General features: G+C 75.0%; 10 protein-coding genes. 4 read left to right on the top strand and 6 right to left on the bottom strand.

From position 1 onward, the window contains the following. Positions 1 to 41: 41 nt before the first annotated feature. On the bottom strand, positions 42 to 1343 hold the full coding sequence (locus FRAEUI1C_RS23920; protein WP_013425929.1) for an L-2-hydroxyglutarate oxidase: 1302 nt from the start codon (positions 1341 to 1343) through the stop codon (positions 42 to 44). Between the two features lie 265 nt (positions 1344 to 1608). Between FRAEUI1C_RS23920 and FRAEUI1C_RS23915 the strand changes: the two genes are divergently transcribed. Next, the gene (locus FRAEUI1C_RS23915; RefSeq protein WP_013425928.1) at positions 1609 to 2907 is read left to right on the top strand and encodes a GNAT family N-acetyltransferase; all 1299 of its coding nucleotides are present in this window, start codon (positions 1609 to 1611) and stop codon (positions 2905 to 2907) included. A gap of 13 nt (positions 2908 to 2920) precedes the next feature. Here the strand turns inward: FRAEUI1C_RS23915 and fabI are convergent, their stop codons facing one another. From fabI to FRAEUI1C_RS23895, 4 genes are all read right to left on the bottom strand, one after another. Further along, positions 2921 to 3694 carry an enoyl-ACP reductase FabI gene (gene fabI, locus FRAEUI1C_RS23910; protein ID WP_013425927.1) on the bottom strand — a complete coding sequence of 258 codons (774 nt, stop codon included), beginning with the start codon at positions 3692 to 3694 and terminating at the stop codon, positions 2921 to 2923. A 147-nt stretch (positions 3695 to 3841) separates the two neighbouring features. Next, the gene (locus FRAEUI1C_RS23905) at positions 3842 to 5068 is read right to left on the bottom strand and encodes a cation:proton antiporter (RefSeq protein ID WP_013425926.1); all 1227 of its coding nucleotides are present in this window, start codon (positions 5066 to 5068) and stop codon (positions 3842 to 3844) included. 48 nt (positions 5069 to 5116) lie between these two features. Further along, the gene (locus FRAEUI1C_RS23900; protein WP_013425925.1) at positions 5117 to 5599 is read right to left on the bottom strand and encodes a cation:proton antiporter regulatory subunit; all 483 of its coding nucleotides are present in this window, start codon (positions 5597 to 5599) and stop codon (positions 5117 to 5119) included. Positions 5600 to 5684: 85 nt separating this feature from the next. After that, positions 5685 to 6137, bottom strand: coding sequence for a hypothetical protein (locus FRAEUI1C_RS23895; protein WP_232425107.1), 453 nt, complete (start codon positions 6135 to 6137; stop codon positions 5685 to 5687). A gap of 270 nt (positions 6138 to 6407) precedes the next feature. On the opposite strand from FRAEUI1C_RS23895, the gene FRAEUI1C_RS23890 reads away from it, so the two are divergent. Continuing rightward, complete coding sequence (locus FRAEUI1C_RS23890) at positions 6408 to 8240, top strand: glycoside hydrolase family 15 protein (RefSeq protein ID WP_013425923.1); 1833 nt, start codon at positions 6408 to 6410, stop codon at positions 8238 to 8240. Between the two features lie 135 nt (positions 8241 to 8375). Continuing rightward, the gene (locus FRAEUI1C_RS23885; protein ID WP_013425922.1) at positions 8376 to 9557 is read left to right on the top strand and encodes a tetratricopeptide repeat protein; all 1182 of its coding nucleotides are present in this window, start codon (positions 8376 to 8378) and stop codon (positions 9555 to 9557) included. Positions 9558 to 9575: 18 nt separating this feature from the next. Here FRAEUI1C_RS23885 and FRAEUI1C_RS23880 read toward each other — a convergent pair whose 3' ends face one another. Beyond that, positions 9576 to 12371, bottom strand: a complete 2796-nt coding sequence (locus FRAEUI1C_RS23880; RefSeq protein WP_013425921.1) for a hypothetical protein — start codon at positions 12369 to 12371, stop codon at positions 9576 to 9578. Positions 12372 to 12639: 268 nt separating this feature from the next. Here FRAEUI1C_RS23880 and fabG point away from each other — a divergent pair, with 268 nt between their 5' ends. Then, entirely contained in the window at positions 12640 to 13362 is a 723-nt protein-coding gene (gene fabG, locus FRAEUI1C_RS23875; protein ID WP_041259625.1) for a 3-oxoacyl-ACP reductase FabG, read from the top strand. The last annotated feature ends 26 nt before the right edge of the window (positions 13363 to 13388 follow it).

The following is a 13388-nucleotide window of genomic DNA, read 5'->3' as shown; positions in this document are numbered from 1 at the left end:
GGCGTGGGCCGCCTGGTCAGCCGGGCCGCGCCGCGCGGCGCTCAGGTGGCCGGGTCGGCCTGCGCCTGCGGGACGAGCTTCGCCACGATGTACTCGGCGATCGCGAGCGACGCGGTGGCGCCAGGGGAGGGCGCGTTGCGCACGTGCAGGATGCGCCCGCTGTGCGCGAGCACGAAGTCGTCGACGAGGCTCCCGTCCCGGGCGACGGCCTGCGCGCGCACCCCGGCCGGGCCGCGCACCACGTCGGCGGCGGTCAGTTCGGGGACGTAGCGGCGGGCCTCGGCGACGAAAGCCCGCTTGCTGGCCGTGCGCAGCATCTCCTTGGCGCCGGTCTTCCAGTGCGCCAGCGCGAGCTTGCGCATGCCCGGCCAGGCGACCGTCTGGCGCAGGTCGGCCGCCTTCACGGTGCCGACGGTGTAGCCCTCCCGGGCGGTGGCGAGCACCGCGTTCGGGCCGACGAGGATCTCGCCGTCGACCCGCTTGGTGAGGTGGATGCCCAGGAACGGGTACCTCGGGTCGGGCACCGGGTAGATCAGGCCCTTGACCAGGTCACGCCGCTCCGGCCGCAGCAGCCAGTAGTCGCCGCGGAACGGGATGATCCGCGGCGACGGGTCCTCGCCGGTGAGCTGGGCGACCTGGTCGGACTGCAGCCCGGCGCAGGACACCAGCAGGTCGAACGGGCCGGCCTGCTCGGTCACCTCGCGGACCTCGGCCTTCGCCGCTGCGCTCGCGCCGTCCGGGTGGTGGCCGTTCGGGGGCGCCGCCGCGGTGCCGCGGGTACGCAGCCGCAGCCAGACCCCGTCCGTCCTCTCCTCGATCCCGACGATCTCGGCGCCGGTGCGCACGGTGCCACCCGCGTCGAGGACGTCGTCGCGCAGCGCCCGGCACACCGCCGGGTAGTCGACGATCGCGGTGGTGGGGGAGTGCAGCGCCGCGACGCCCCTGGCGTGTGGCTCGATCGCGCGCAGCTCGGCCGCGTCCACCCAGCGGCAGCCGGGGACACCGTTCGCCTCGGCCTTGCGGGCGATCTCCTTGAGCCGGTCCAGCTCGGTGTCATCGACGGCGACGACGACCTTGCCGCACTCCTCGAACCGGATCTTCCGGTCGTCGACGTACTCGCGCAGCAGGCCGACGCCGCGGCGGCACAGCGTCGCCTTCAGCGAGCCCGGCGTGTAGTAGAGGCCCGCGTGCACGACGCCGCTGTTGCGGCCGGTCTGGTGGCGCGCGATGTCGTGTTCCTTCTCGAACACGGTGACCGTGGCCGAGGGGTCGACCTGCCCGAGACGCCTGGCCACCGCCAGCCCCAGGATCCCCCCGCCGACCACCGCGATACGTGCTGCCACCGGATGCCGCCTCCCGCCTCGATGTGCCCCCGCGAGCAGGCCTCACCAGCTGCCCGGCCGCTCGTGCCGTCGTCCAGTATCGGCCGTGGCGTCCCGGTCCTCTGCGGGTGCCCCGGCGACGTACCTGCCGAAACACCCGGCCGACGCCGGTCACGCCGGCACGTGTCCGGCCGTCCGGGGCCCCGTGACCGGAAACTCCGGTGACGTCCGAACCGGGACCGGCGACGATGGCTCGCGCCGTCAACGAACCCGAAGGAGCGCTTTCGTGGATGAGCCAGCCCCGACCGCGAGCCCTGCGCACGAGTCGAGGAGCGGCCTGGCCCGCTCGCGCGAGGCCGGGGCGGTCGAGATCCGGACCCTGGCTCCCGAGGAGCGGCACGCGGCGCGGCGGGTGTTCCGCGCGGCGATGCTCTTCCTCGGACCGCTGCCGACGGCCGAGTCCGCCGAGAGGGCGGGCGGCGACGCGTTCGCCGAGCTGGACCGGCGCTTCGGCGCCTTCGCCGACGGCGAGCTGGTCGGGTGCGTCGACTCCTTCGCGAGCTGGCTGACCGTGCCCGGCGGCCGGCGGGTGCCGCACGCCGCGGTCACCGGGGTCGGGGTGCTCGCGACCCACACCCGCCGCGGGCTGCTCACTGGGCTGATGCGCGCCCAGCTCGAGGACGCCGCGGGCCGCGGCGACGTCGTCGCGACGCTGCGCGCCAGCGAGGCGACGATCTACGAGCGGTTCGGCTACGGCGTCGCCACCCAGGTCGGCAGGCTCGAGGTGACCCGGTCCCGGGTGCGGTGGCGCCCGTCGGCGCCGGCCGGCGGCCCGGTACGGCTCGTCGACCCTCTGGACGGCTGGGACCTGTTCGCCCGGATCCATGAGGAGGCCGCGCACCAGCCCGGCGCGATCGGCCGGTCGCGCGGCTGGTGGAACCGCCGCCTGCGGTGGGCCAGGGAAGCGACCACCGCGCAGCTCGCCGTCGTGCACGGCGAGCCGGGGGCCGAGGACGGCTTCGCCCTGTACGAGCCGGTCCGGACGCCGGACTGGCACGTCGACGGCCACAGGGTCGTGCAGGTCACGGACTTCGTCGCCGGCACCCCGGCGGCCAGGGCCGGGCTGCTGCGCCATCTGACCGGGCTCGACTTCGTCGACCGGATCGAGTTCCTGGAGATGTCACTCGACGACCCGCTGCCGGCCGCGCTGACGGACGCGCGGGCGGTGCGCCTCACCTCGGCCGAGGACGAGACCTGGCTGCGGCTGCTGGACGTGCCCGTGGCGCTCGCGGCCCGGACCTACTCGGGACCGGGCCGGGTGACCGTCGAGGTCGACGACCCGCTGTTGCCGGCCAACTCCGGCGTCTACGAGATCAGCGCGGCGGGCGCGGCCCGGGTGTCGACCAGCGCCCCCGCCGACCTGAGGACCGGGATCGCCGAGCTGGGCGCCGTCTACCTGGGCGGCACCCGCTGGTGGCAGCTGGCCAGCGCCGGCCGCGTGGAGTCCCGCGACCCGGCGGCGGTGGCGACCGCCGACACCCTCTTCGCCACCGCCGCGCTGCCGTACGCGGCCACCGGCTTCTAAGCCAGCCGCGCGGTCAGGCGCCGATGGCGTGGAAGCCGCCGTCGACGTGCAGGATCTCGCCGGTGGTGGCGGGGAACCAGTCGGACATCAGGGCGACGCAGGCCTGGGCCGCCGGCTCGGTGTTCGCCACGTCCCAGCCGAGCGGGGCGCGGCCGTCCCAGACCTGCTCGAACTTCTCGAAGTCCGGGATCGACTTCGCGGCCATCGTGCGCAGCGGCCCGGCCGAGACCAGGTTGACCCGGATGCCGCGCGGGCCGAGGTCGCGGGCCAGGTAGCGGGCGGTCGACGCGAGGCCGGCCTTGGCGACGCCCATCCAGTCGTAGCTCGGCCAGGCGACCGAGGCGTCGAAGTCCAGGCCGACGACGCTCGCCTTCTCGCCGAACAGCGGCAGGGCGGCCCTGGTCAGCGCGGCCAGCGACCAGGCCGACACCTGGACCGCGGTGCCGACCTCGGACCACGCGCCCTCGACGAACGGCTTGCCGCCGAGCACCGACTCGGGCGCGAAGGCGATCGCGTGCAGCACCGCGTCGAGGCCGTCGACGTGCTCCAGCAGCTGGCCCGCCAGGCCCGCGACGTGCTCCTCGACGGTGATGTCGAGCTCCAGCACGGGCGCCTCGACCGGCAGCCGCCGCGCAATCCGCCTGGTGATCGACAGCCCGCGGCCGAAGCCGGTGAGCACGACGGTGGCGCCCTGCTCCTGCGCGATCCGGGCCACGTTGAACGCGATCGACGCGTCGGTCAGCACGCCGGTGACGAGGACCCGCTTGCCCTCGAGAAGTCCGCTCATGAATGGCATCCTGCCAAAGGCGCTGCTCAGGTCCGCATAGCCGGGGTGCCAGATCCGCGCGCCGTGTCTTTGTGGCCTACCTACAACGGGCGCCGCGCGGGCCGGCCGTGTCGCCTCATCGGGCGGCCTCGCCGCCGGCCACCGGGCTCAGGGGGCCACCCGGACCGGTGGGCCGCCCGAGCTCGCGGTCGGTGGCTTGCGGCGGCGCCGGCGCAGCACCGCGCGGGTGACGGGCTCGACGAACCGGGCGGCGAGCGGGCCGAGGACGGCCATCAGCAGCACGTAGCTGGCGGCGAGCGGCCCCAGTTTCGGGTTCACCCCGGCGGCGACGGCGAGGCCGGCGATGACGATCGAGAACTCGCCGCGGGCGACCAGCGCGGCCCCGGCCCGGAACCGGCCGAGGGTCGCGATCCCCGCCCGCCGGGCCGCCCACCAGCCGGTCAGGACCTTCGTCGCGATCCCGGCGATCGCGAGCAGCGACGCCACGGCCAGCGCGGGCGGGACCGCCGCCGGGTCCGTCCGCAGTCCGAAGAAGACGAAGAACACAGCGGCGAACAGATCCCGCAGGGGAGTCAGCACCTCGCTGGCGTTCCGCGCGACCGGCCCGGACAGCGCGATGCCCACCAGGAACGCGCCGACCGCCGCCGACACCTCCAGGCGCTGCGCGACGCCGGCGACGAGCAGGGCGAGCCCGAGTGCCCGCAGGAGCAGGATCTCGTCGTTGCGGTCGGACTTGGGGTTGAACACCAGGAGGGTGACCTTGGCGCTGTGCCGCAGCGCCAGGTACAGCACCCCCACCAGCGCCCCGAGCGCGACCGCGAGCGTCAGCGAGCCGCGGGCGACCGTCTGGTGCGCCAGCAGCGCGGTGAGGATCGGCAGGTACACCGCCATCGCCAGGTCCTCCAGCACGAGGACCGAGAGCACCACCGGCGTCTCACGGTTGCCGAGGCGGCCCAGGTCGCCGAGGACCTTGGCGATGATGCCGGAGGAGGAGATCGCGGTGACGCCGCCCAGGACGACGGCGGCGCGGCCGCCCCAGCCGAGGAGCAGGGCGGCGGCGACGCCGGGGGCGGCGTTCAGGACGAGGTCCAGGATGCCGGCGGGGGCTTGGCGGCGCAGGCCGTGGATCAGTTCGTCGGCGGTGTATTCCAGGCCGAGGGTGAGCAGGAGCAGGACGACGCCGATCTCGGCGCCGGTCTCGATGAAGGTCTCGCTGGCTCCGAGCGGGAGCAGGCCGCCGTGGCCGAACGCGAGGCCGGCGAGCAGGTAGAACGGGATCGGCGAGATCCCGATTCGAGCGGCGACGTGCCCGACGATGCCAAGGCAGAACAGCACTCCGCCGAGCTCGATGAAGATCGATGCTGTTTCATGCACGCCGTCACCCCCTCCTGTCCCGTCAGCCCGGATGGCCCCGCCAGGCCGTCAGCCCGTGCGGAAGAGATCCGCGACGGCGGCGGTGTTCTCCGGGGTCCCGACGACCACCACGACGTCGTCGGGGGCGAACCGGAAATCCGGACGAGGCGAGGCAAGAACCTCCTGGTCACGCACGACCGCCACGATCGACGCACCAGTACGCGTCCGGGCCTGGGTGTCCCCCAACAACCGGCCCGCGTACGGAGAATCCGCCGAGATCCGAATCCGCTCCCCGACCAGACCCGCGAACACCTTGTTCAGATTCGCCAGCTTCTCCACGATGTGCGGCGCCCCCAACAGCTCCGAGAGCACGTCGCCCTCCTCCGCCGTCAACGCCACCGCGTCCGCGACCGCGTCCGGATCCTCCGCGTCATAGATCACCAACTCGCGGCGGCCCTTGTGATGCGACACCACCCCCACCCGACGCCCAGCCCGGGTCGTGAACTCATGCCGCAACCCGATCCCGGGCAGCGCGGTCTCCTCGATCTGCACGACGCCGCCTTTCTTTGCTGGCCCTGGGTCCGGGCCCGTTCTTGGCCTTGTGTCCTGGCCCGCTCTTGGCCCTTGTCTCGGCCCGTTACTGGCCTTGTGTCTCGGTGTTGATGCCGATGACGCCGGGGCGGCCCGAGACGCAGTGGAACAGTTTGGCCCGGTCGGCGCTGGAGGCCTTGGTCAGGTTGTAACGCAGCGGATAGACGCGGGTGACGTCCAGGTCATTGCGGTCCGGCGGTTCCTGGATCGCCCCGCCGACGGTCGGACAGGCCTCGCGGACGGCGTCCTTCTGGGCCTTGGTGGCGTCCCCGGTGAAGTAGACGACTCCTTCGACGGTAGGGGGCGGGCCGTCGACGATCGCGTAGATCCCGAAACCGACCAGGCCGAGCGTCGCGATCGCCCCGAGCACGACGTAGGTCCGCCGGCGCGGGTCGCGCAGGTACCGCCAGGCCTGGGTCCAGAGGGAGGGCTGGGGCGGCCGCGCCCGGGCGGGGCGCGGGGCGGCCGGCTCGGCCGGGGCGTCGGCCTCCGATGCCACGGTCGTCGCGGTCGCCGGTTGCGATGGCGGCGGGTTTGCGGTCACTCTGGGGAATCCCCGTCCGATTGGGCTAGCCGGTCAGGTCAAGAGGTCCGATCCAGCCCACAGGGGGACCACCCGGTCGGGCCGTACCCCCAACGTAGCCCGGCGAACAGGCTCGTAATGTGTTGCGCCTGCCCTCGCGGCTGGCGTCGGCCACGCCCATCAGGGCTGGCGGCCGGCCGGGCGGGCACCAGCGGCGACGCCGCATCATCCCCGCTAGGAGTGGCCGTGGCATCGCTCATCGAGGACTACGCCCTGATCGGCGACACGCATTCGGCGGCGCTGGTCTCCCGGGACGGCTCGATCGACTGGCTGTGCCTGCCACGTTTCGACTCGCCGGCCTGCTTCTCCGCGCTGCTCGGCGACGAGGACGCCGGCCGGTGGCGGATCGCCCCGGTCGACCCGGTCGAGTCGGTGGTCCGCCGCTACCGGGGCGACACCCTGGTGCTGGAGACGGACATGACCACCGTCACCGGCACGGTCCGCATCACCGACGCCATGCTGCCCAGGGCCGGCGCCCACACCGTGCTGCGGCTGGTCGAGGGCCTGTCCGGCACGGTCCGGATGCGCAGCGAGGCGCGGTTCCGGTTCGACTACGGCTCGATCGTGCCGTGGGTGCGCCGCCGCGACGAGCACACGGTGACCGCGATCGCCGGCCCGGACGCCGTCACCCTGCGCACGACCGCGCCGATGGAGAGCCACGACCTGGCGACGTTCGCCGAGTTCGAGGTCGCCGCCGGGCAGGCCGTCCCGTTCTCGCTGAGCTGGTACCCGTCGCACCAGCCGACCCCGCCGCCGCCCGCCGTCCGCCAGATGATCGCCGAGACCGAGGCGTGGTGGACCGACTGGATGGCCGGCTGCACCTACGACGGCCTGTACCAGTCCGCCGTGCGCCGCTCGCTGATCACGCTGAAGGCGCTGACGTTCGCCCCGACCGGTGGGATCGTGGCCGCCGTCACGACCTCGCTGCCCGAGCACATCGGCGGCGTGCGCAACTGGGACTATCGCTACTGCTGGCTGCGGGACGCCACGATCACCCTGCTGGCCCTGCTCGACGCGGGGTTCACCAGCGAGGCGCTGGCCTGGCGGGAGTGGCTGCTGCGCGCGGTCGGCGGTGACCCGTCCCGCGTCCAGATCATGTACGGGGTGGCCGGTGAGCGGCGGCTGCCCGAGTACGAGGTCTCCTGGCTGCCCGGCTACGAGGGCTCGGCCCCGGTCCGGGTCGGGAACGCGGCCGTCGACCAGTTCCAGCTCGACGTCTACGGCGAGGTCCTCGACGCGCTGCACGTCGCCAGGATGGCCACCGAGGTCGACGGCCGGGACGACGCCTGGGGCCTGCAGACCAAGCTGATGGAGTTCCTGGAGACCGGCTGGCGCAAGCCCGACGAGGGAATCTGGGAGGTCCGCGGCCCGCGCCGCCACTTCACCCACTCGAAGGTGATGGCCTGGGTGGCGGCCGACCGCGCGGTCAAGGGCATCATCGAGTCCGGCCTGCCGGGGCCGGTGGAGCGCTGGGCCGCGCTTCGGGACGAGATCCACCACGAGGTCTGCGAGCGCGGCTTCGACCCCGAACGGGGCACCTTCACCCAGTACTACGGCTCCACCGAGCTGGACGCCGCGCTACTCTACATGCCGCTCGTCGGCTTCCTGCCGGCCACCGACCCGCGCGTCGTCGGCACGGTCAGCGCGATCGAGCGGGAGCTGCTGGAGGACGGCTTCGTCAACCGCTACCCGACGGCCGAGGACGGCGCCGTCGACGGCCTGCCCGCCGGCGAGGGGGCGTTCCTGGCCTGCACCTTCTGGCTAGCGGACAACTACGCGCTGTCCGGCCGGGTCCGCGAGGCCCAGGAGCTGTTCGAGCGGCTGCTGGCACTGCGCAACGACGTCGGCCTGCTCGCCGAGGAGTACGACCCCCGGCTCGGGCGGATGACCGGCAACTTCCCGCAGGCGTTCAGCCACGTTCCGCTGGTCAACACCGCGCGGACACTGACCGACGCGCTGGGCGGCATGCCGCGGTCCCGGATCGACCGTGCTTACCCGCCTGGCCACTTCTTCGGCTGAGCGGCCTGTGAGCGGCGGTAGCTCGTGACGAGGTGCGACACAAGGATCGCCAGGCGTGGTCAACCTCGTGACTGACTCAAACCGGACTCCCAAGCGGCCGTGTGATGGATTCCTGGGGCTACTACTCTTCCGGTTATGGACGACCACGCAGGTCAGGTCGCGGCCACCGGACAGCAGCTGACCCCACAGAACCTCGAACGGCTGGCGAAGCTGGCCAGAGAGCGCGGTGAGCCGGACACGCTGCTGGCCGCCCTGGAGGCGCTGGTCTCCCTGAGCAGGGAACGCGTCGCCTCGGCCACCAGCGGAGTCGCCGATCTCGGGCATCTCGCCGCCGCGCTCATCGAGTACGGCGACGCCCTGCTCGACCACGACCAGGCGCCGCTCGCCCAGGAGAACTACGAGGAAGCGCTGCGGATCAACCGGCACCTGGCCACGGCCGACCGCACGCCCGAGTCCGAGCGCCGGCTCGGGGTCAGCCTGGAACGCGCCGGTGCCGCCCGCGCCGCGCTCGGCGACCTCGTCGGCGCGCTGGACATCCAGACCGAGTGCCTGGCGCTCGCGCACCGGCTGCTGGCCGACGGCGCCTCCGCGCCGACCGCCCGCCAGCGCCTCGCCAACACCCTCGAGAAGATCGGGGACCTGCGTCAGCAGCAGGGCGACACCAAGGCCGCGCTCGACGCGTACTCGGAGGCCCTGGAGGTGCGCCGCGGGCTGCTCACCGTGTACGGCGAGGTCGCCCCGCTGCTGCGCGACATCTCCCGCGGGCTGCTCGACGTCGGCGACATGCTGCGGCTGCGGGGCGACAGCCCTGGCGCGCTCGTCCGCTACAACGAGGGCGTCGCGACGGCCCGCCGGGCGCTCAACGCCGCCTCGGCCGGCGGCACCGACATCGACCCGACCGTGCCGCGTGCGCTGTTCCACTCGCTGAGCCTGGTCGGCAACATGCGCTACGACCAGGGCGACGTCGCCGGAGCCCTCGAGTCCTACGACGAGTCGCTGAAGCTGGTGCGCTGGCTGCGGACCGAGTACGGCGAGCACCCGACGGTCCTGCGCGACCTGTCGGTCGGGCTCGACAAGGTGGCCGGGGCGAAGGAGGCCCTCGGTGATCTGCCGGTCGCTGCCGACGGCTTCGAGGAGGCCCTCGACGTCGAGCGCCGCCGCCGCCAGATCGTGGGCGACCGCCCCGAGATCCTGCGCGACCTGGTCTGGGCCCTCGAACAGGTGGCCCGGGTGCGCGCGATCGGCGGCGACGCGGCCGGTGCCGCCGCCGCCGGCCGCGAGGCGCTGGCGCTGCGCGAGGCCAACGTCAGCGGCTGACCCCACCCGTACCGGCCGTCAGCGGTCGGTCTGGTCCAGACCCGTCGGTGCGTCGGCGTCGCCCCCGAGCAGGCGCAGCGCCGCCGCGACGATGGTGTCGGTCCCGACGGGAACGCCAGCACCGGAGCCGTCAGCACCGGAGCCCTCACCGGGAGGCCCGGAGCCGACGGCGGCGAGCCGGTCGCCGTGGAGGCCGGCCAGGAAGCCGAGCTGACGGGCGTCCCCGTCGACGACGGTCACCAGCGGGCTGCGCAGGCCCGCCGGGAGCAGCCGCGCCAGCACCTGGGAACGGTCCGCGGCTCCCGTGCCCGGCCCGTCGTCGTGGGAACGCTCGTCCCCGGCGCGCAGCGCGTCGAAGAGCAGGTCGGCCGACGTCACGACGGCCACCCCGATCCCGCCGCCCAGCCGGTCGGCGAGCTCGTCCGCCGCGGCCAGCACCTCCGGGAGGACCGCGCCCATCCCGACCAGCGTCAGCAGCGGCGCGGGCCCACCCGACCGCAGCCGGTAGCCGCCGGCCAGCACGTCCGCCCGCCGGTCGTCACGGCGCGGCCCGGCGGCGGGCACGGCCGCCGCCCGCTGGTCGACCGGCCGCGCCGACAGCCGCAGCAGGCTGGACGAGCCGTCGGCGCGGCCCAGCTTGCCGAGCGCCGCCAGCAGGCACCATGCCAGGTCCTGCGCGAAGGCCGGCTCGTAGCGGGTCACCCCGGGCACGCCGGCGCCGCCGGTCACGGCGGGCACCGCCGGGCCGGTGAGCCGCTGGCCGGCGCCGCCGCCTGTCATCGCGTACCGGCCGGTGTCGGTGACCGCGAGCACCGAGCGCGCGTCGGTCGCGCAGCCGGCCGCCCAGGCCGGCACGACCCGGCCGGCGGCGAGCTCGTCGGTGACGCCGATCGGCAGCAGCGGCAGGCCCTGGCGGTTCCACGCGACGCCCAGGTTCCCCAGGACCCCAGCGAACGCGCCCGGGGCGAGCGCCCCGGCGACATGGCGCCGCCCGGCCGGCGACGCCAGCGCGGCGCCCGCGTCCGCCCCGGGCTCGAGCCACCCGGCGACGATGCCGTCGGCGTCCCTCGTCGAGACCGTGACGATCGCGTCGACGGCCTCCGGCGCGGCGCCGGCCAGGCCGCGCAGCAGGTCCCCGAACGCGGACTGGGTCGACGCGAGGCCCCGACCGTCGCCACCGGCTGCCAGGTCCGTCGGGACGGGCGGCGGGAGCGGGGCCGCGCGGGCCGCCCGGTCCAGGTAGGACGCGACGTGGGCGGCCAGCCGGGCGCCGCGCCCGCCCTGGCCCGGCCGCCCGCCGGCCAGCGGCTGGAGCGCCGATCCGCCGGCCACCGGCGTGACCACCGGGCCGCCGCCGGCCGTGCCCTGGCCCATCGGGCGGATCGAGGTGATCCCGACGGCCGGGGCCGGGCCCTGGCGGACCTCGTGGGCCGCCGGGTCGCGGGTCGCCTGGTCGTGGACATGGGCGAACAGCGCGGTCGGCCGGTCGTCGACCACCTCGTCGAACGCGTCGATCAGCAGCGCCAGGTCGTGGCCGCCCAGATCGCGCAGCGCCGCGTGGATCTCGTCGTCGGTCAGCGTGTCCACCAGACCGGCGATGCCGACGCCCGCGGTGCCCGGCCCGGCGAGCCGGCGGCGCAGCGCCTGCCCATGGGTGGTCAGCAGCTCGTGGTACTCCTCCTGGCCCATCCGGCTGAGGCGACCGCGCAGCGCCTGCCCGCCGGGGCGCCCGAACAGCGCGGCCAGCCGCCGGCCGTGGCGAAGGGTCAGCACCTGCCAGCCGGCGGCCTCGAACATCCGCGCGGCCCGGTCCGGGCCGGCTGGACCGCCGAGGCCGGACCGCTCGGCCCCGGCCGCCTCGGCACCGACCGCGGCGCCCGAGACCAGCACCACCCAGAACAGCTCGCCGAGGTAGGGCGTCCGCTCGTCGGTGACCGCCTCCCAGACGGCCGCGTCCCGCAGTTCGGGGTATTCGAGGACGCAGACGATCCGGCCGTCCTGGGCGTGGTCGAACCGGGCTCCGGCGAACCGCCGGGCCAGCGCGCCCCAGACGGTCCCGCTCGGTCCGGCGGTGCCGGCGCCGGTCGCCCGCAACGCCCGCGCCGACCGGCCGGCGGGCACCGGCAGCCGTGCCACCGGCCCGCCGCCGGTCCGGACGCCGTCACCGTCGTCGGCCGTCCCGGGCTCGGCCGGGCGTGACGCCTCCAGTACGTCGTGGACGGCGGCCAGCAGCGGCGCCGCGTGCGGCGTCACGCTGACCCGGTCCGCGGCGCGCAGCGAGTCGAACCAGAGCACGGCCGCGACGGACGACCCCGCCGTCGTCAGCGCGTGGCGCCGGTCGGCCGACCCGCGGCCTAGGTCGCCGGCGAGGGCGGCGGCGTCGACGCCGGCCGTCGCGAGCCGGCGCAGCCGGTCCTCGACCTCGGCGAGCGCCCCGAGGTCGAGGATCCCGCCCGGCGGACCGGGAACGATCGCGCCGGGCACGACCACGGCCGGAGCCGGAGCGGGCTCGGGTGGCGCCGGCGGGGGCTGGGGTGCCGGTCCGGTGCCCGGTTCGACCTGCCCGGGCCAGGGCGCGGGGTGCCCGGGCGGCCGCGCGGGCTCGACGGGCCAGCCGTCGGCGGCCTCGTCGGTGACCTCGGCCGGCCGCGGCGGCGGGCGGCGCGGCGCGGCCCGCCCGTCGCCGGCCGCCACGTCGTCGCCCGGGCCGGCGGCCGCGGTCTCGTCCACCGGCTGGCCGGCCCGCCCGGGCGGCTCGAAGGACCACTCCCGCGGGCGATACTCGACGTGGCGGATCCCGGGCCTGAACACCACGCCTGCCACTCCAGTCCGGACGCGCGGGGTGGGCGGTGCGTTGCGGCCGCCCCGCATCAATCTTGGCCGTCGCGCGCCGAGCGGGGTACGCGGGTCCGCTCGGGTGACCCGCCGCGACCACGACAGGCCCGCGCAAACCGTACGTGCTGGCCGGTGTGCGGACCTGGGCGGCATGTCCCGGGCGGGTGGGCCCGGGTGGCGCGCGGCCACGGATCGTGGCGCCCGGGCTTTCGGTCCGGACGGCTCGGGGACGGCTACGATCCGCTGTATGGCAGAAAACGCGGGTCAGGGTCGAGTGGCGCTTGTGACCGGGGGCAACCGGGGTATCGGTGCCGCCTGCGCCGCGGCACTGGCCGCGGACGGCCAGCGGGTCGCGGTGGCGAGCCGCGGCGGGCAGGCGCCGGACGGGCTGTTCGGTGTCCGGATGGACGTGACGAGCGTCGAGTCCGTCGACAAGGCGTTCGCCGAGGTCGAGGCCGAGCTCGGTCCGGTCGACATCGTGGTGTCCAACGCGGGAATCGAGAAGGACACGCTGCTGCTGACGATGTCCGAGGACTCGTTCCGGGACGTGGTCGACACGAACCTGCTCGGCGCCTACCGGGTCGCCAAGCGCGGGGCGCGCGGCATGCTGCGGCGCCGCTACGGCCGGCTGGTGTTCATCTCCTCGGTCGTCGGCATGTCCGGGCACGCCGGGCAGTCGAACTACGCCGCGTCCAAGGCCGGTCTCATCGGTTTCGCCCGCTCGCTGGCCCGCGAGCTCGCGCCACGCGGGATCACGTCGAACGTCGTCTCGCCGGGCCCGATCCGCACGGCCATGATCGACGCCCTCACCGACGCCCAGCGCGAACTGATCATCGCCAGCGTCCCGGGCCGGCGGATGGGCGAGCCGGACGAGGTCGCCGCCGCGGTCGCGTTCCTCGCGTCCGAGCGCGCGTCCTACATCACCGGCGCGGTCCTCCCGGTCGACGGCGGCGTCGGCATGGGCCACTAGTACCGGTCACGGTCGGTCATCGACGC

The organism is Pseudofrankia inefficax (assembly GCF_000166135.1).
Taxonomy (GTDB): Bacteria; Actinomycetota; Actinomycetes; order Frankiales; family Frankiaceae; genus Pseudofrankia; species Pseudofrankia inefficax.
This window is presented reverse-complemented; position numbering and strand designations above follow the sequence as displayed.